Annotated in this window: 15 protein-coding genes and 1 tRNA gene; 4 read left to right on the top strand and 12 right to left on the bottom strand. The window is 61.9% G+C overall.

Annotation, left to right across the window (positions count from 1 at the left end):
- Positions 1 to 109: 109 nt before the first annotated feature.
- On the bottom strand, positions 110 to 1,396 hold the full coding sequence (locus tag DWV58_RS03035; RefSeq protein WP_117776145.1) for a glutamate-5-semialdehyde dehydrogenase: 1,287 nt from the start codon (positions 1,394 to 1,396) through the stop codon (positions 110 to 112).
- A 112-nt stretch (positions 1,397 to 1,508) separates the two neighbouring features.
- On the opposite strand from DWV58_RS03035, the gene DWV58_RS03030 reads away from it, so the two are divergent.
- Positions 1,509 to 2,927: an alpha/beta fold hydrolase gene (locus DWV58_RS03030; protein WP_117776144.1), complete on the top strand. Its 1,419-nt coding sequence runs from the start codon at positions 1,509 to 1,511 to the stop codon at positions 2,925 to 2,927.
- Between the two features lie 99 nt (positions 2,928 to 3,026).
- On the opposite strand, the gene proB is transcribed toward DWV58_RS03030, so the two are convergent.
- From proB to DWV58_RS03005, 5 genes are all read right to left on the bottom strand, one after another.
- Positions 3,027 to 4,154, bottom strand: coding sequence for a glutamate 5-kinase (gene proB, locus DWV58_RS03025; RefSeq protein WP_117776143.1), 1,128 nt, complete (start codon positions 4,152 to 4,154; stop codon positions 3,027 to 3,029).
- Positions 4,155 to 4,232: 78 nt separating this feature from the next.
- Positions 4,233 to 5,738: a nicotinate phosphoribosyltransferase gene (locus DWV58_RS03020; RefSeq protein WP_117776142.1), complete on the bottom strand. Its 1,506-nt coding sequence runs from the start codon at positions 5,736 to 5,738 to the stop codon at positions 4,233 to 4,235.
- An 84-nt stretch (positions 5,739 to 5,822) separates the two neighbouring features.
- Positions 5,823 to 6,281 (bottom strand): hypothetical protein, encoded by a 459-nt coding sequence (locus DWV58_RS03015; RefSeq protein WP_117776141.1) that lies wholly within the window; start codon positions 6,279 to 6,281, stop codon positions 5,823 to 5,825.
- 64 nt (positions 6,282 to 6,345) lie between these two features.
- Positions 6,346 to 6,418 (bottom strand) — tRNA-Ala (locus DWV58_RS03010).
- A 151-nt stretch (positions 6,419 to 6,569) separates the two neighbouring features.
- Complete coding sequence (locus DWV58_RS03005; RefSeq protein WP_117776140.1) at positions 6,570 to 7,508, bottom strand: radical SAM protein; 939 nt, start codon at positions 7,506 to 7,508, stop codon at positions 6,570 to 6,572.
- Positions 7,509 to 8,033: 525 nt separating this feature from the next.
- Here DWV58_RS03005 and DWV58_RS03000 point away from each other — a divergent pair.
- Both DWV58_RS03000 and trpS read left to right on the top strand, forming a co-directional pair.
- Positions 8,034 to 9,233 (top strand): MraY family glycosyltransferase, encoded by a 1,200-nt coding sequence (locus tag DWV58_RS03000; RefSeq protein ID WP_055310678.1) that lies wholly within the window; start codon positions 8,034 to 8,036, stop codon positions 9,231 to 9,233.
- A 159-nt stretch (positions 9,234 to 9,392) separates the two neighbouring features.
- Positions 9,393 to 10,442: a tryptophan--tRNA ligase gene (trpS, locus tag DWV58_RS02995; RefSeq protein WP_117776139.1), complete on the top strand. Its 1,050-nt coding sequence runs from the start codon at positions 9,393 to 9,395 to the stop codon at positions 10,440 to 10,442.
- A gap of 385 nt (positions 10,443 to 10,827) precedes the next feature.
- On the opposite strand, the gene DWV58_RS02990 is transcribed toward trpS, so the two are convergent.
- The 5 genes from DWV58_RS02990 to pckA form a co-directional block, all read right to left on the bottom strand.
- The gene (locus DWV58_RS02990; RefSeq protein ID WP_089572047.1) at positions 10,828 to 11,148 is read right to left on the bottom strand and encodes an MGMT family protein; all 321 of its coding nucleotides are present in this window, start codon (positions 11,146 to 11,148) and stop codon (positions 10,828 to 10,830) included.
- 79 nt (positions 11,149 to 11,227) lie between these two features.
- Positions 11,228 to 12,082 carry a DegV family protein gene (locus tag DWV58_RS02985; RefSeq protein WP_117641033.1) on the bottom strand — a complete coding sequence of 285 codons (855 nt, stop codon included), beginning with the start codon at positions 12,080 to 12,082 and terminating at the stop codon, positions 11,228 to 11,230.
- A gap of 119 nt (positions 12,083 to 12,201) precedes the next feature.
- Positions 12,202 to 12,651 carry a MarR family winged helix-turn-helix transcriptional regulator gene (locus tag DWV58_RS02980; protein WP_022093866.1) on the bottom strand — a complete coding sequence of 150 codons (450 nt, stop codon included), beginning with the start codon at positions 12,649 to 12,651 and terminating at the stop codon, positions 12,202 to 12,204.
- A gap of 173 nt (positions 12,652 to 12,824) precedes the next feature.
- Positions 12,825 to 13,544 carry a B3/4 domain-containing protein gene (locus tag DWV58_RS02975; protein WP_117641034.1) on the bottom strand — a complete coding sequence of 240 codons (720 nt, stop codon included), beginning with the start codon at positions 13,542 to 13,544 and terminating at the stop codon, positions 12,825 to 12,827.
- A 227-nt stretch (positions 13,545 to 13,771) separates the two neighbouring features.
- Positions 13,772 to 15,442, bottom strand: coding sequence for a phosphoenolpyruvate carboxykinase (ATP) (pckA, locus tag DWV58_RS02970; RefSeq protein WP_199585973.1), 1,671 nt, complete (start codon positions 15,440 to 15,442; stop codon positions 13,772 to 13,774).
- Between the two features lie 379 nt (positions 15,443 to 15,821).
- On the opposite strand from pckA, the gene DWV58_RS02965 reads away from it, so the two are divergent.
- A complete protein-coding gene (locus DWV58_RS02965) occupies positions 15,822 to 17,396 on the top strand; it encodes a lipopolysaccharide biosynthesis protein (RefSeq protein WP_233540486.1) in 1,575 nt (524 codons plus the stop codon).
- A gap of 389 nt (positions 17,397 to 17,785) precedes the next feature.
- Here the strand turns inward: DWV58_RS02965 and DWV58_RS02960 are convergent, their stop codons facing one another.
- Complete coding sequence (locus DWV58_RS02960; protein WP_117776138.1) at positions 17,786 to 18,625, bottom strand: metallophosphoesterase; 840 nt, start codon at positions 18,623 to 18,625, stop codon at positions 17,786 to 17,788.
- Positions 18,626 to 18,660: the final 35 nt, after the last annotated feature.

The raw sequence follows: 18,660 nt of genomic DNA, 5'->3' as shown, positions 1-18,660 counted from the left end.
CAAGCCGAAAGGCAAAAAAGTTATGCGGAGAAAAAAGCCGGGCGAACGTGTCGCCCGGCAAAACCGCAGATAAAACCTGCCAAAATAAACCTGTCCCTTTTTGGTAGGTTTAGGGACGGACCTGGCCGGTGCCGCGGAGCTTGTATTTGTAGGTGGTGAGGGCCTCGGCGGCAAAGGGGCCACGGGCGTGGAGCTTTTGGGTCGAGATGCCGATCTCGGCGCCCAGGCCAAACTCGCCGCCGTCGGTAAAGCGCGTGCTGGCGTTGGCGTACACGGCCGAGGCATCGACCGCGTCCAGGAAGCGCTCGCAAGCATCCGTGTCCTCGGCAACGATGGCCTCGGAGTGCATCGTGCCGTAGCGGTTGATGTGCGCGATGGCCTCGTCCTCGTTTGCCACGACCTTCACGCTCATCTCGAGCGCCAGATACTCGCGGCCCCAGTCCTCCTCAGTCGCGGCGACGTAGTCATCACCCTCGGCAAGCCCGGCATCGGCGCATGCGGCGCAGGTTGCCTCGTCGCCGTGAATGAACACGCCGTGATCATGCAGCACGGCCACGACCGCAGGCAAAAACGCATCGGCCACAGCACGGTCGACCAGCAGCGACTCGGCGGCATTGCACACGCCTACGCGCTGGGTCTTGGCATTAACGATAATGTTGAGTGCCTTATCAAAGTCGGCGGATTCATGCACGTAGATATGGCAATTGCCCGTGCCCGTCTCGATCACCGGCACAAGCGATTCACGCACGCAGCGCTGGATCAGGCCTGCACCGCCACGCGGAATGAGCACATCGACGATGCCGCGAAGCTTCATGAGCTCGCCGGTTGCCTCGCGGTCGGTAGACTCAATCATCGAGACGGCCTCACGCGGGAAGCCCTTGGCCTCGAGGGCATCGGCCAGTAGCTCGGCAATCATGGCACACGAGTGATAGGCCAGCGAGCCGCCGCGCAGAATACAGGCGTTGCCGGTGCGGATGCAGATGCCCGCGGCGTCGGCCGTCACGTTGGGGCGTGCCTCGTAGACCATGGCGACCAGGCCCAACGGCACGCTCACGCGGGTGAGGTCCACGCCGCTTGCGAGCACGCGGTGGTCGAGCACGCGGCCCACAGGATCGGGCAGCTCGGCGAGCTTTTCCAGGCCGGCGGCCATGCCCTCGACGCGCTCGGGCGTCAGCAGCAGACGATCGAGCAGTCCGGCCGAGGTACCCGCATCGCGCGCGGCGGACATATCGAGCTCGTTGGCGGCGACGATGGAGTCGATACCGTTGCGCAGCGCTGCGGCCATGGCGCGCACGGCCTCCTGGCGCTGTTCATCGCTCGCCGTGGCAAGCGAGGCCGACGCTGCCTTGGCGGCAACGGCAAGATCGTGGACATACGTGGCTATATCGACCGACATGGGCGGCCCTTTCTCCTAGAAGTTTGCAACCATGGTAGCCGATTTGCGCATGGCCTCGCCCACGGCGGTAGAATTGGTCAACCCGAAACACCGCAACGAACGGAAGCATCACATGGCGCTCATCACTTCGTACCACGTCCCCGGCCTGTATGTCGAGGACCACAGCATCGATGTCCCCCTCGACTGGCGCGGCCTGGAGCCCATGCTTTTGGCCGTCGGCAGCACCATGCGCCGCGGCGCCATGCCGGCGCCCATCGCTGGCGCGCCCGAGAGCATCAAGCTCTTCTACCGCGTGGTTTGCGCACCCGACCGCATCAACGACGACCTGCCGCTCCTTCTCTTTTTGCAGGGCGGCCCCGGCGGCGAGAGCCCGCGTCCGCTGTCGCCCACGAGCGACGGCTGGATCGAGGAGGCCGTCAAGCACTTCCGCGTGGTCCTGCCCGACCAGCGCGGCACCGGACGCAGCAGCTGTGTTGACGGACGCACGATCGCGGCCTTGGGCGAGCGCGCCGAGGCAGCCGGCGCCGATGCGGCCCGCTCGCAGGCGGACTTCCTCAAGCGTCACCTCGCCAGCTCTATCGTGCGCGATTTTGAGTACCTGCGCCTGGTAGGCTTTGGCGGCAGGCCCTGGGTCACACTCGGGCAGAGCTACGGCGGCTTTTTGACGCTGAGCTATCTGTCGCTCTTCCCCGAGGGCGTGGCGGCAAGCTTTACCTGCGGCGGCATCCCCCACGTGCCGGCGAGCGCAAGCGAAGTCTACGCGCACACCTTCCCGCGCATGGTCGCCAAGACGCAGCAGTATTACGACCGCTACCCTGCCGACGTCGAGCGCGTGGCAGCCCTGGCCGATGCGCTCGAGGCTCAGAAGCCCGTGCTGCCCGACGGCTCGCCGATGACGGTCGAGCGCCTACAGCTCATGGGCAGCGACTTTGGCATGAAGCCGAGCTTTGAGCGCATGCATTGGATTATCGATCACGCTTTTGTTGACGGCGACGGTACGCTGAGCTGCGGCTCCTCAGTATCCGACAGCTTTTTGATGCGCGCCTTCGAGCGCACCAACACACGCACGAACCCGCTGTACTGGACACTGCAGGAGTTTATCTACGCCGACGGCGACACCATGCCCATTCGCTGGGCCGCAGCAGAGGAGAAGGCCCATCGTGCCGAGTTCGACACACTCGCGCGCCCGCTCATGTTTACCGGCGAGGCCATGTTCCCGTGGATGTTCGAGCAGATGCCCGAGCTCAAGCCCTTCAAGCCCGCCATGGACCTGCTGATGGAAGACACCAGCTGGGACAAGATCTACGACCCGCAGCGACTGGCGTGCAACGAGGTGCCCCTGCAGGCCGCGGTGTATTTCGACGACATGTACGTGGATTCGGGCCTGCAGCTTGATACGCTCAGCCGCGTGGGCAACTCGCATGCCTGGGTGACCAACGAGTTCGAGCACGACGGCCTGCACGGCAGCGTGGTATTCAAGCACCTCTTCGACGAAGCCCTCAACCGCGGAGACCTGCGCCAGATCTTCTAGCAAAGGAGTGTCCCAAAGTGCCGGCACATAAGGAACGTCCCCAAGTGCCGGCACGAGAAAGACAGCGCTGCGGGAAACGATCCGCAGCGCTGTCTTTCTTTATGCAAATACGATCAAGTTATCCCTGTGTATCGCCGGCTTCTCGGCCAGGTTAGCGAGCAGGCGGTTGCTGGCGATCTGGTCCTGGCGGCGACCGGCAGCAAGCTCCAGCACGTCCGAATCGGCCTCAGCGATACCGCGGGCGACGACCATACCGCTCGGATCGCACACATCGAGCACATCGCCCTCGGCAAACTGGCCATCGACCTCGCGAATACCCACCGCAAGCAAGGAAGAGCCACGGCTAACCAGCGCCTTCGCGGCACCATCATCGACCGTCACCGAGCCGTGCGCCTTGTCGCCCAGTGCGATCCACAGCTTGCGGGGTGCGATGTCCAGACGCTCCGCCGGCGGATCGAACAGCGTGCCCACGCTCTCGCCGCGGGCGAGGCGCACGAGCGCATCGGGTTCCTCGCCCGAGCAAATCACGCTCTGAATGCCCGCCGTCATCAGGATACGGCTCGCGCGAATCTTGGTAATCATGCCGCCCGTGCCCACCGATGTGGAAGAATCGCCCGCCGAGGCAATAATCTTGGCATCGATCTTATGCACGACAGGAACAAACTCGGCCGTCGGGTCCTCGTGCGGATTGGCAGTATAGAGACCATCGATGTCCGAGAGCGTCACGCACAGATCGGCAGAAACCAGGCAGCTCACAAGCGCCGCCAGTGTGTCGTTGTCACCAAACTTGATCTCATCGACGGTAACGGTATCGTTCTCGTTGACGATCGGCACCACGCCAAGCTCCACGAGGCGCAGCAGGGCGTCGCGCGCATGCAGGTAGGACGTGCGGCGGGCCGTATCGTGGCGCGTGAGCAGCACGAGCGAGGTGAGCAGGTCGCGCGCATGGAACTCCTCGTCGTAGGCCGACGAGATGATGCACTGACCGGCCGAGGCGCAAGCCTGTAAGCTCGGCAGGTCACCGACCGGCTTGCGGTCGAAGCCCAGCACGGGATAGCCACAGGCAATAGCGCCCGAGCTCACCACGACCAGACGCCAGCCGAGCTTGCGCAGCGCTGCGGCTTGATCGGCAAGTCCGCCGATAAAGGCGCGGTTGACCTTGCCATCGGCGCCCACCACCGTGGACGAACCGATCTTTACCACCATCGTTTTATAAGAAGTCGTCATACGTCAAACCAATCAACTGTTCAGCGAACGGCCGAGCGGCGGCCAAGGGAGCGTGACTCGCCCCTACCGCCCAAAGAATTAGTGAGCCCAGGGAAAAGCAGAAGCCGCGGCCATATTCTTGCGCACGAGCTCGTCGCGCACCTGAGCCAGGCCCTGCTCCATGCCCACCACATAGGTCTGCGGGTACAGGAAGCGCTTGAAAGCTGCGTCCAGATGATCGAGCGCCCAAACACAGCGCTCGCGCGCGTCCTGGATGCTCTCACGCGGAGCCACCGCGCTGCCGTCGCGCACGATCGGCACCAGCAGCTCGCGATACTCAAGTTCGGACACGTCGGTCACCAGGGCGGCATCATTCACGGCCACGAGGGTATTGCCGCGCGCGGCGCCCTCCCCCGCCAGATGGTCCTCGTCGTAGATCATGTCGCAGACCGGGCCGCCAAAGCCGTCGTAATAACGGCGCACGCGTTGCACACCCGGGATCGTGCGCTTGTAGGGCTGCTCGGAGAGCTTGACCACCGGCGTCCATGGATCTGCCTCGCTCGCACGGCGGGCGGAAAGCTTGTACACGCCGCCCAGCGCCGGCTGGTCATAGCAGGTCGCAAGCTTGGTACCCACGCCAAAGCTATCGATGGGCGCGCCCTGGTCCAGCAGCGACTGAATCGTGTACTCGTCAAGATCGTTGGAAACCGAGATCCCCACATAGGGCAGGCCCTCGGCATCAAAACGGCCGCGAACATACTTGGAGAGCTTGGCGAGGTCGCCGGAGTCGATGCGAATAGCCGACAGGCGCTCGCCCACCGCCTCCATCTCCTTGGCAACCGTAATGGCATGCTCGCAGCCCTCGCGCACGTCATAGGTGTCGATGAGCAGCGTACAGTTCTTGGGGCTCGACTTGGCAAAGGCGCGGAAGGCCTCGAGCTCGGAATCGAAGCTCATCACCCAGCTGTGCGCATGCGTGCCAAAGACGGGAATACCATAGCGGCGGCCGGCGAGCACATTGGACGTAGAGGAGCAGCCGGCAACGTAGCTCGCGCGCGCAACGGCCAGGCCGCCATCGGGACCCTGGGCTCGGCGCAGGCCAAACTCCGCCACGGGGCGACCGTCGGCGGCGAGCACCACGCGCGCCGTCTTGGTGGCGACAAGCGTCTGGAACCCGACGATGTTGAGCAGCGCCGTCTCGAGCAGCTGGCACTCCAGCGCGGGGCCGGTGACGCGCACCATGGGCTCGCGCGGAAAGACGAGCTCGCCCTCGGGCACGGCGTCGATGTTTACATGCGCACGAAAATCGCGCAGGTAGTCGAGGAATCCAGACTTGAACATCGCACCGCCAGCAGGGGCCTGGAGCGAGGCGAGGTAGTCGATGTCCTCGGGCGTAAAACGCAGATTCTCGACCAGCTCGGGCAGCTCGGCGGTGCCGCACATGACGGCATAGGCGCTGCCAAAGGGATGGTCGCGGTAAAACGCGGTAAAACAACCCTGCTCATTGGCCTTGCCGCTCTCCCACAGGCCCTGGGCCATAGTGAGCTCGTACAGATCGGTGAGCATTGCGATGTCGGTGGGATGAGAGATGTCGGTCAAAGCCATGGGGCGACCTTTCGGATGTGTGGTGCAGAATTTGAGGGTTGGACGAGAGCAGAGCATGCGGACATGACGCCCGATGCAAATCGGTTAGAGCAGGCCCATGCTGGTCAGGATCGTGCAGCCCATAAAGATAACAAACGCGATGAGGGCAAGGACAATGATGATTTTTTGAGCCGGCGCCATGCCAGGGATCTCGTTCTCGCCCGTAGGCTCCTTGGAGGTAACCATGCGCTGGGCAAAGGTCATCTCGTCACGACTCGGCTTAGGCTCGACGGACTTGGGACGAGCGGCCTTTTTAGGCTGAGGTTTGGGCGCGGCAGGTGCAGGCTTCGCAGCAGCGGGCTTGGGTGCGGGCGCGGGCGCCGATGCGGATGCGGCGTTCGCGGCGATCTCCTCGGCCTTCGCACGCTCGGCACGCAGGACAGCCAGCTCCTCACGCTCGCGACGGGCCTCTTCACGAGCCTCGCGGCGGGCCTTCTCGGCGCGGAGCTCTTCCAACTCAGCGCGCTCCTCGTCGGACAATGGTTGGGACTCAAGCTCGGCCATGGTACAGCCCTTTCTTTTAAAAAAAGCCGCCGACACAATGTCAGCGGCTTATCAAATCCAAGGGTGGAGACGAAGGGAGTCGAACCCTCGGCCTCTGCCATGCGACGGCAGCGCTCTCCCAACTGAGCTACGTCCCCAGGACAAGTTGATATTTTACCTACGGCTCGCCAACTGTCAACGCCCAATAACCAGTCTTTTTGGGGCGCGGGTATTTTGACAACTTTTCGGACAGGCGATCCTCTCGATGATTTTTTAATCCCCGTCCCAGAAAAATCATCGACGAACGCCCTACTTTGCGCTGGTGAGGACGCCGGTGGTGTCGAAGACCGGGGTGAAGCTCTCGTCTACCGCGCCGCCCTCTTGCCAGAACATCGTCGTAAAGCCCAGGTCGTCGGCATGGTCGAGCACCTGCTCGTACTCCTCGCGCGTCACGGCGCGTGCCAAGTCGCTGCCCTGCTCGCGCATAAGCGCATTGGGCGTGTACTGGTTCATGACCGAGATCGGTACATCGCCCACCGTCTGCCACACTAGGTCCAGTACGCGACACGAATCGTCCGCATGCCCCGGAAGCACCAGGTGGCGCACGATCATACCGCGCTTCATAAGTCCGTCCTCGTCCACCAACTCTCCCCCGCGGCGATCGATCTCGCGCGCCATCTGGGCCAGACCCGACACGGCCACGCGCGGGTAGTCCTTAATATGAGAAAGCGACTGCGCAAGCCCGGCATCGGCATATTTAAAGTCGGTGAGCCACACATCGACCAGGTCGCCCAGCGCCGCCACGGCACTCGCACGCTCGTAACCACTCGTGTTGTAGACGATCGGGATGACCAGCCCGCGCGCCCGTGCCGCGGCAATCGCGGCAGGCAACAGGTGCGCATAGTGCGTCGCCGTCACCAAATTGATGTTGTTGGCACCCTGGTCCTGCAGTTCCAGCATAATCTCGACCAGACGCTCAGACGAAATCTCAAGGCCAAAATTGCCGGTCGAGATCTCGTGGTTCTGGCAGTAGATACATTTAAGCGAGCAACCGCTAAAGAAGATCGTGCCCGAACCGGCCTCGCCCGAGATAGGCGGCTCCTCCCACATATGAAGCGCCGCGCGGGCCACCCTGAGCGTGTCGTTAGCACCGCATACGCCGCGCGCGCCCTCATCGCGCGCCGCACCGCAACGGCGCGGACACAAATGGCAGGCGGGCGAAAAAAGTTCGGTCAACGACGTCGGCATAAAAACATGCTCCAAAACAACGATTCAGCAGCTCAAACGTAAAGGGCCAGACCGCGTAGACGGCTCCGTCCCTAAGGCGCCGTAATCGTCCGACACGATTTTTGTAATGTCAAGACTGGAATCGATAAAGTGCCGCTTTATGATGTAGGTATTCCGCCCCCCGCGGAGCAACTGGGTGAACCGTCGCGTTTATTTAGGGAGCCCACACAGTCGTACCTAGTACAGGTATCCTTCGTTGTTAAGGACGCTGGAACAGTCGATGAGGGCACCCACCTGTTTTAGGTGGGTTCATTTTCGTAACGTGGGGGGTGGTTTTCTTTTGCCGAAAATCACCATACAGTCCATATGGATCCCCGCCGGCATCCCGACAAGCCATCGGCAACATCCCAATATCTGGTAAGCGCGTGATTATCGCTGCGTGCAATTACATGCACCCCCCTTGGTCGAGTATTATGGTTCGGCTATGCCCTTTGCGCATGGCGTTCTTCTGACCTTTTCCTTCGACGCTTGGCGGTTTTTAGATTCATGGCTTCATCCCCGAGCTACATACCGTACCTATGCGTGGCAGCGGCGGCTTTTATCACGACCTTCCTCGCGGTGCCCCTGGTCAAGCGCTTGGCAATTAAGCTCGATGCCGTCGACTATCCTTCTAAGCGCCGCATCAACACCAAGCCCATCCCGCGTTTGGGCGGAACGGCGGTGTTTTTGGGCCTGGTCGTTGCCTGCATTGTGCAAATCCTAGGCACCTGGTACCTAGGCTGGCCACCCGTCCTGGTACCGCACCCGCGCCTTCACATTAGCTATCCCATGCTGGCGCTCTCCTTTACCGTCATCTTTGCGACCGGCGCTATCGACGACGTCTTCCAGCTCACGCCCAAGCAAAAGCTGGCCGGACAGGTCCTCGCCGCGCTTATCGCCTGCATGGGCGGCCTAAAAATCGGCGTCATCGTCAACCCGTTTGCCCCCGGCGAGATCATGCTCGGATGGCTCGCCTACCCCATCACCGTGATCTATCTGGTGGCATTCACCAACATCATTAACCTCATCGACGGCCTCGACGGCTTGGCCACGGGCATCTGCGGCATCGCGTCGTTCACCATGTTTTCGATGGCCGTTCTCTCGGGCCGCATCGACGCCGCCGCGCTCTCCATTGCGCTCTTTGGCGCCTGTCTGGCCTTTTTGCGCTACAACTTCAACCCCGCAAGCATCTTCTTGGGCGACTCGGGGTCGCTGCTTCTGGGCTTTGCGCTGGGCTCCATCTCGCTGCTCAACGTGAGCCGCACTGCCGCGCTCACCTCGCTTATCATCCCGCTCATCGTTGCCGGCGTGCCCATCATCGACACGTTTAGCGCCATTGTGCGCCGCAAGCGCGCCCACATTAGCATCGGGCAGGCCGACAAGGGCCACATCCACCACCGCCTGATCCAAGAAGGCTACAACCAAAAACAGGCCGTGCTGCTCATCTATGCCTGGTGCATCATGCTTTCGGCCGGCGCCGCCGCGATTAACCAGGTCGAGGTGCCCATGCGCGTGCTCATCTTTACCGTGCTCGCCATTGGCTCGGCTGCCTTCGCCAAGCACCTGCACCTGTTTGAACCCGTGCTGCGCCACCATTACAACAAGCGCACGCACGAGGACGAGCTGGTCACCCCCGACGACCCCGCTTTTAAGCAGGAGGAGCAGGCAGCCGAGGAGCGCAAAGAAGAGCGCCACCACAAGCTCTAGGGCAAGCTGCCGAGGATGTGCCAAGGCACCGTTGGCCAAGCGCGGCCGCGCCGCGCCCATCGCACAAGCCACCCCTCTCCCGCCCCTCGCCTACTTACGCCCCACCCCTCCAATAAACGCGTTATCATCTTGACCCATGAACATACGTAAGGAGCAATCATGCCAAACGAGAACAGCTACGAAGTCGCGCTGCAAAAGAGCAACGCCATTCGCGAGGGCCTGGCCAAGACGCCCGAGAAGTTCACCATGCTCACCGGCGACCGCCCCACCGGCCGTCTGCACCTGGGCCACTACTTTGGCACCCTCAAGGGCCGCGTCGAGCTGCAGAACATGGGCGCCAAGACCAACGTGCTCATTGCCGACTACCAGGTCATCACCGACCGCGACACCACCGAGCACATCCAGGACAACGTGTACAACATGGTCATGGACTACCTTGCCTGCGGCATCGACCCCGACAAGACCATGATCTACGCACACTCCGCCGTGCCCGCTGCCAACCAGCTCATGCTGCCGTTCCTGTCGCTGGTGTCCGAGGCAGAGCTGGCGCGCAACCCCACCGTCAAGGCCGAGATGGAGGCCTCGGGCCACGAACTTACCGGCCTTCTGCTCACCTACCCGGTGCACCAGGCCTGCGACATCCTGTTCTGCAAGGGCAACGTGGTGCCGGTCGGTCGCGACCAGCTGCCGCACATCGAGCTCACCCGCACCATCGCCCGCCGCTTTAACAACCGCTACGGCAAGGTGTTCCCCGAGGTCGAGGCGCTGCTGTCCGAGACCCCGCTGCTGCCCGGCCTGGACGGCCGCAAGATGAGCAAGAGCTACGGCAACGCCATCAATATCTCGATGACCGCCGAGGAGACGGCCAAGCGCATCAAGAAGAGCCAGACCGACTCCGAGCGCATGATCACGTTCGACCCCGAGAACCGCCCCGGCGTGTCCGGCCTGCTTTCGACGGCTGCCATCTGCACCGGCCGATCCGAGGTCGAGATTGCCGAGGAGATTGGCATGGGCGGCTCCGGCCAGCTCAAGAAGTACGTGACCGAGGCCGTCAACGAGTACTTTGCGCCGATCCGCGAGCGTCGCCAGCGCTACGAGAACGATCTGGACTATGTGAAGGACGTGCTGCACGAGGGCAACCGTCGTGCCAACGAGATCGCCGAGCAGACCCTGGCCGAGGTTCGGGACGCCATGGGCATGGTGTACTAGACCGATCTGCTGGCTTGAGCTTTCGATTGTTATGGGGCGGGCGCTACGGCGTCCGCCGTTTTTGGAGCCCGACCAGCTCGGCTCCGTCCATTGCACTCCCCCGATAAACGGGAACGGGCCCGCCGGCAGTCAGTTGCCAGCGGGCCCGTTCCCGAAGTACACCGTTGAATCGCACAGAGGGGAGGAATGCGAATCAAACTCAACAGGGCAGGCTTTTTCATCGCCTATTGCCTGCTCCGTTGCTGAATACAATATAGTTCACCGTGGTTTACTTTGTAGCGTCAATATGTTCCCCCATAGCTTCTCCATAAGTTAGCTCAGGTAAACTAGAACCACCACAAAGGGGACAGGCACCTTTGTGGTGGTTTTAACCACGGCAGAGCCGCTAGAGCCCTGCAGGCCAGCGACAGGCGGCCAAGTCGACGTGCATGTCGTCCTTAAACGCCACACCCTCCCCTAGCAAAAGCTCACGTTGAGCATCGGGACCGCCAAAAGCAAAACCATCGCATATGCGGCCATCGGCAAACACCACGCGGTGACAGGGAATCTCGCCGGGGCGCGGATTGCCATGCAGGGCATACCCCACGTACCGCGCACTTCGTGGACGTCCAGCAAGCAGCGCCACCTGACCATACGTGGCGACCATCCCCTCGGGAATCTGCTCGACCACCTCGTACACCCGCTCAAAAAAGCCCTCAGACGCCATTGCTCGCTCCCTTCCACCCGGAATAGCATAAACCACCACAAAGGTGCCTGTCCCCTTTGTGGTGGTTTTGGCAGGTGGGCTAGTTAACGGGCTGGAAGAAGGCTACGGCTACGGCGCCGGGGCCTACATGGGTGCCGATGGTGGCGCCGATGGTGTGAACGGGCAGTTCGCCCTCGGTGTGGCCAGCCCACAGTGCCGCGCTGTCCTCGATATACTTCTTGAGCACCGCATCCGAAAGGCCCGTATAGCCGAGCGCCAGCGGCATGGAAAAGTCGATGCCGCCCGCCTTTTCGACCTTCTGGTTGAGCAGGTTACGTCCGTTCTTGGAACCGCGCGCCTTGCCCAGCTGCACGATCAGACCGTCCTCGGCAGCCACCACGGGCTTTACGTTGAGCAGCGTACCCACGGCACCGGCCGCAGCAGACAGGCGACCGCCGCGCACCAGGTACTCCAACGTCTCGAGCAGGCCGATGACGACCACGCGGTCGCGCACGGCCTCGACAGCCGCCGCAACCTGAGCCGCGCCCTGGCCCTCGTCCACCAGGCGCAGCGCATACTCGACCAGCACGCGCTCGCCCAAGGTCACGTTATTGCTGTCCACGACGAACATGTCGCCGCCCGGCGCCTCGGCAAGTGCCGTACGAGCACTCTGGTTGGTGCCCGAGAGCTTGGCGCCCACGGTAATAATCACGGCCTCATCGCCGGCCTCACGCGCTTCGGCAATCGCCTGCGAAAAGGCGTACGGGTTGACCTGACCGGTCTTGGGCAGCTCATCGCGCTCCACAAGCATCTCGTAAAAGCGCTGGTGATCGATGTCGACGCCATCCATATACACATCGGTGCCAAAGGTGACGGACAGCGGCAGAACACGCAGAGCGGGGTGCTCCGCCGGCGACATATCGCTGGCGGAATCGGTAATAATGCGGACGGACATAACGAATCCTTTCTTGCGCAGGTCTCGCGCAGGGAATTTTGACAGCAATGTCCCGGCACGGCGTACGCGCTCAAACGGGACGATGCAGTTCTTGGCTGAAAGCTAGCGCCAGCGCGGCTCTAGATCTCGCGCAGGGTGTTGAGGATCGTGCGCAGCGATGCATACATCTGCTCGCGCTGCTCCACGCCCATGGCCTTGCCGGTGGTATCGAGCACCTCGCGAATGATGCGATCGGCCTCGCTCATGCTCTCGCCGCCCAGGGCAGTCAGGCGCACCGGAGCACGATACTTGACGGCCGCATCACCCGAGTCGTCAACCTCGACGTAGCCGCCCTCCTCCAGATGTGCCAGTGTGCGCGAAACGGCGGCACGGGTAACGCCGGCCATGCGGGCGAGGTCGGCGCCAGTCAGGCCGTCCTTGCTGCGCTCAAGATAGTACAGGCACATAACGTCGGAGCCCTTGAGGCCCAGCCTTGCGCCTTCGGACGTCTTGATACGCTGGATCTCCTTGTAGAGCCCGCTGATCAGTCCGACAAAGTCCTCGAAACGTGTCTCGTCGTTCTGCTGCATGGGAGACGACCGCCTTTCGCTTGCATAATGCTTACGGGTAAACATCTTAGCCGCACAAGGTAACACCTGTACCCAAATATCCCATTTGTTAACCCATCAACATAAAAACCACCACAAAGGGGACAGGCACCTTTGTGGTGGTTTGGGGCATCGAGTTTGATCCGCAGACTTCGCTACAGCCCCACGCAAGGATTGTCGCGGGTCACAAGCGTTTTAACGACAACCGTCGCTCCCAGATAGCGCTCGAGCAGCTCGGCTAAGCGATCGATCGCGGCCTGGCAATCCCCCATCCGCTCGGGCTCCACGCACTCAATCGCCAGGAAAGCATCGGCCGAATCATCGGACAACGCCGTTCGAACGCCATCGCGCCAGTTCCAGCAGCGGCATACGGCGCCCGCATCATCGATGTAGGCGAGCTCGCCGGGAAGCGTCGGGTCATCTGTCTCCTCGCCAAGCGGCAGAAATGAATCGCCACCGTCGGTCACCTTCAGGCAAAGGTCTCCCTCAATCGCGTGCAAATCCTCGCCGCCTACGGGCAGCGCGTAGGACAGCGACACCGTGTTGTAGATGTCCACCGCGGGCGTAATGTGGCCCACCGGCTTGCCTTTGAGCACGCGCTTGAGCAGGTTCTCAATTGAGCAACGCGCGCCCTTCTTGGTCTTGAATAGGCGATATGCCTCGCGCCATGCCTTAACCGGCGCATTCTCGCTGATGGTATCACTCGTCAGGTGACGCTCCGCATCGATATTGGCGCGGTCGAGCAACGCGGCAATCGCATCAACGTCCTCTTGAGGAATCTGAGCCGCGGGCTTCATGCCCTTTACGACCACAACACCGACAGCCGCCTGCGGAAATAGCTCCCAAAACGAATCCTCGGCAACGAAACTCTTCATGTGCTCTCCCTTCATAGCATGCGCCCGAGCCCGGGTGCCTAAACAAAAAGCGCCCTTACGACGGCCACCTTCAAAGTCCTACGGTGCCGCCACAAGAGCGCTTACGCTGCCCCCATCCGGAGAAGGGGGCAATATGTCAGGCGTATTGTAACCCGAGTCATCCGCGCGAGTAAAACCACCACAAAGGTGCCTGTCCCCTTTATGGTGGTTTTGGGTCTGAAGCAACGCTAGTGTCGGAGTCCCAGCAGGCCGCGGCCGCGATGACGGGCGTCGGCGTGCACCTGAGCGTGCGGACCGGCGGCCTTCACGGACTCGGGCAGGTGCGAGTACTTCTTCTCGAAGTTCTCCTCGAACATCACGGCCAAGTTGTGCGCCGCCTCGTCGTAGCGCGCGGTGCTCTGCCAGTACTGGCGCGGCACCAGGATGCCGTCGGGCACGCCGTGGCACGTGGTGGGGATGTCAACGTTAAAGATATCGTCATGCACGAATTCGCTGTCCTCGATGGTACCGTCGAGGGCGCGGGCCACCAGGGCGCGCGTGTAGGCAAGCTCGATGCGATGGCCCACGCCGTAGCCGCCGCCAATCCAGCCGGTGTTGACCAGGTACACACGCGTGCGGCCGTCGGCGATGCGCTCACCGAGCATCTTGGCATAGACCATGGGGTCGAGTGGCATAAACGGCTCGCCAAACAGCGAAGAGAACGTGGGCGTGGGCTCGGTGACGCCGACCTCGGTGCCGGGGATCTTGGCCGTAAAGCCCGTCACAAAGTGATACATGGCGGCGTCGGCCGTCAGGCGCGAGATGGGCGGCAGCACGCCAAAGGCATCGCAGGTCAGGAAGAGCACGACGCTTGGAGTGGTGCCCATGCCCTTGGTCCACGCGTTGGGGATATGCTCGACGGGGTAGGCCACGCGCGTGTTGTGCGTGATCGAGACGTCGTCGTAGTTGGGCTTGCGGTTCTCGTCGAGCACCACGTTTTCGCAGATGGCACCAAAGCGGACGGCGTTGAAGATCTCGGGCTCGTGGAACGCGTCCAGGCCCTCGCATTTGGCGTAGCAGCCACCCTCGATGTTGAAGATGCCCATGTCGGACCAACCGTGCTCGTCGTCGCCGATCAGCAGCCGCGTGGGGTTGGCCGAAAGCGTGGTCTTGCCGGTGCCGGACAGGCCAAAGAACACGGCGGTCTCGTGCGTGACAGGATCCATGCTGGCCGAGCAGTGCATGGGCAGCACGTCGTCCTCGACGGGCAGCAGGTAGTTCATGACGCTGAAGATCGACTTTTTGATCTCACCGGAGTAGCCGGTGCCGGCGACCAGAATCACGCGTTCCTGGAAGTTGATGACCACGGCGGCGCTGGAGTTGAGGCCCTTAATGGCGGAATCGCACTGGTAGCCAGGAGCGGCGAGCACGCAAAAGTCCGGCTCGCCGGTGCGCGCGATTTCGCGGGCGAGCGGGCGGGCGAGCATCTGCTTAATAAAGAGCGCCTGGCTGGCACGCTCGCAGGCGACAAGCAGACGACGCGTATGGTTGCGGTCGGCACCGGCCATACCGCGAGTGACGAACACGTCGCGCTCGTTGAGATAGTCGACGATGCCGGCCTTGATGGCCTCGTAGCTCTCGACAGACAGCGGGCGGTTGACGGCACCCCAGGCAATCTTGTCGTGAACATCGGGGGTGTCAACGATAAAGCGGTCATTAGGCGAGCGGCCAGTGCGCTCCCCCGTCTCGATCACCAGCGCGCCGTTGGAGGCCATACGACCTTCGTTGCGACGGATGGCGTGCTCGACGAGCTCGGCTGCCGGCAGGTCGACCAGCAGGCGGGGCTGGTTCTCGGCAGGATCTTCGACCAGCGTAATGCCAAAGTTGGACAGAACTTCTGCAGGGGTAACACCTGGCATGGGGCCTCCTTTAAAAGCGCGACACGTGGACGAGGCGCGCACTTTACTCACGTAAAGCCCGTTGTACCCGATATGCAAAAACGTTTTTGCGGCAAGGGCGGCAAGCCCGCCCAACGGTCAAAAATCGCAGGCAAGCGGCCTAGTCATTGGGGACGTTTTTAAACGACTAATCGTTAGGGACACTCTTGAACAGGCAACAACCAAGGAGCGTCCCCGGATGCCGGCACTCGGGGACGTTCCTAAAGTGCCGGCACATAAGGAACGTCCCCGAGTGCCGGCTACTGAATGGCGCCGCCGAAATTATCGAACAACCTGTTCAAAAACACGAACGAACACCGTCGCGTCTATACTAGAGCGCAGCAATAGAAAGGACTCCGCTTTGAGCATCACGCCCATCGATAGCATTCGCCGCGCCATCGCCCGCCACAATGGCGTCGCCGACCCCACCGTATCGGACGGGGCGCACGGGCAGGGCGGACGCATCGAGAACGGCCTGTTCCCCGCATCGCACACCGCCGAGGAGCTCGCACGAATCCAAGAGCTAAGCCAGCGTAACGCCGGCGGTCCCGACAGCAGCCAGGCCACACGCCGTCGCCGCGAGCGCGATCGCCAGCCCGGCCCCATCCACCGCATGGTCAATGCCTGGTGGAACCGCCTGCTCGGAGCCGTCTACGGCGGCGGCTTCTCCACGCAAGAAGCCGAGTACGAAGATCACGCCACCCGTCGCGACTACCTTTGGAATACCCTGGGCACCGCCGTATGGGGCATGGCGTTTCCGTTGCTCACCATCGTGTCCACACAGCTCGTGGGCGCCGAGGAGGCTGGCAAATTCTCCATCGCCTTTGTCACCGGCACGCTCATCATGATCGCGTGCAACTACGGCGTGCGCAATTTCCAGGTCTCGGACATCGACGAAAAGACGTCCTTTGCCTCTTACCAGCTCAACCGCTGGATCTGCGGAGCGCTCGCGCTGGCATGCGGCCTGGTATACAGCAGCGCCCGCGGCTACGATGCGCAGATGGCCACAATCGGCCTGGGCGTCTACCTGTATAAGGTGATCGACGGCATTGCCGACGTGTACGAGGGCCGCCTGCAGCAGGCCGACAAGCTCTATTTGGCAGGCATGAGCCAAACGCTGCGTTCCGCCGGCGTCATCGCGGTCTTTAGCGTGGCACTGTTCCTCACGCGCAGCATGCCCATCGCGGCCATGGCCATGGGCATCGCCGCGATTGCCTCGCTCGTACTGGTCACCGCCCCGCTCGCCCTGCTCGAAACCGAAAAATCACGCCGCATGAGTCTGCGCGAGGCTGGCCACCTGTTTGTCCAGTGCGCCCCGCTCTTTGGTGCGCTGTTCCTGTTCAACCTTATCGAGAGCATGCCCAAGTTTGTGATGGAGGGCACGCTGGCATACAAATATCAGCTGTACTTTAATGCACTGTTTTTTCCGGCGCAGGCCATTTTGTTGAGCATTGGATTTATCTATAAACCGCAGCTCCTACGTCTGTCGAGCATTTGGGCGAATCCGCGCAAGCGTCGCCGCTTTGATCTGATTATTGTTGCCGTTATGGCACTGATCGTAGTCATTACTGGAGCGTGCGCCGCATTTATGGCAGGCCCCGGCATTCCCCTCATGAGCTTTATGTACGGCCTCAACTTTGAGCGCTACCGCACGCTTGCACTGCTAATGGTTGTCGCCGGCGGCGTCACCGCGGCAATCGACTTTATCTATGCCATTATCACGGTGTTGCGCCACGCCGGCGATGTCACCAAGATCTACCTGATCTGCTTCGCCGTAAGCGTGGTGGTGCCGGTGATCCTGATTAAGCTGCTGGGTCTGATGGGCGCTGTGGTGAGCTACCTAGCCATCATGGCCCTACTCCTGGTGCTACTGATTATCGAGTACGCCCACATCCGCCAACGCATCGAACGCGACCGCAACCCATACGGCGCCTAATTAGCTGCCCCCGGTCACCGGAATTTGCGATGGAATCACCCCGGCTGGGGTCTCGTTGCGGACAATATGCATCACGCAAAACTAAGTGAGTAGACTTTTGCCGAATCCCTGACCACACCGGCAAAACACAAGTCAATGACCTGCGGTTTTGTTGAGGCAAATTTGCCGGCTGCTCGGCATTTCCAAAAAAGCCTACTCACTTAGCCAGCGGGCAGCCAAAAAAGAACCGTCGCGACGTCGTTTGACTCCGTTGCGACGGTTTTTCGAGCATTTTCGCGCTGCCGAGGACGCAGACGCTCCTCATTTCTAGCGCTTACCGAGCAAGAAGGCGCTACTCTTCGAAAGTAGTCAAAAAAGCCCCGTCCCAAATTAGCTACCCTTTGCACCGATTATTCGCCCGGGTTGATGTTCGCATAGAACTCGGCCCCGTCATCCAGGCGCAGGATGCCGACGCGGCCGAACTCGGAGCCGGTGGCGGCGGCGCAGTCGATATCGATGCGATCGGGCACGCCGGCGGTATCCTCGCCGCCCAGGCGCACAAAACGCCCCCGGCCCGATTCCTCATCGAGCCCCGCCAGGCCATCCACCACGCAATAGCGCCCAAGCGACACCGTGGGCGTGTGGCCGCTCACCACGACCGGGCCCTCGCCCTCGGCAGAAAGCAGTCCCGTCGGCGCATCCCAATAGCCGTGACGAATCCACAGCAGGTCATCGGACGACTGCACCGCGAGCATCTGCTGCAGCAGCTCGCGATCGGCACCCACCGCTCCGACGCCATCGGCACAATCGACGCCATGCTCAAGCAAAAACGCGCGCGCCGCCTTCATCTCGATTCCAGCATGTACCAGCAGATACGGGCGCTCCTCGGTCTCGGCCACCGCGTAGAGCGGCAGCGCGGCCATCCATCGCACGAGCTCCTCGTATGCCTCAAATTCCATGTCGTTGAGCTGCTCGCGCGTCGTCCAGCCACCGTTGATATCCCAGGTCTCGGCATCGAGCGGATCCTGGCCAATGATGGCATCGAGCATGATCTGCTCGTGATTACCCTTGAGCACGCGGGCGTTGGGCAGCGAGCGCACGAGCTTAATAACGCCGACCGGATCGGGCCCGCGATCGATCATGTCGCCCAGCACGTACAGCGTGTCGTCGGACGTCAACGAGATCTTAGACAGGGCCTCGTCAAGCGCACGCACGTGCCCGTGAGCATCAGATGTCACATAGATCGCCATGGTACGCCTCTCCTTGCATTGCGGCCGAAGCCCGG

The organism is Collinsella sp. AF11-11 (assembly GCF_003465485.1).
Lineage (GTDB): Bacteria > Actinomycetota > Coriobacteriia > Coriobacteriales > Coriobacteriaceae > Collinsella.
This window is presented reverse-complemented; position numbering and strand designations above follow the sequence as displayed.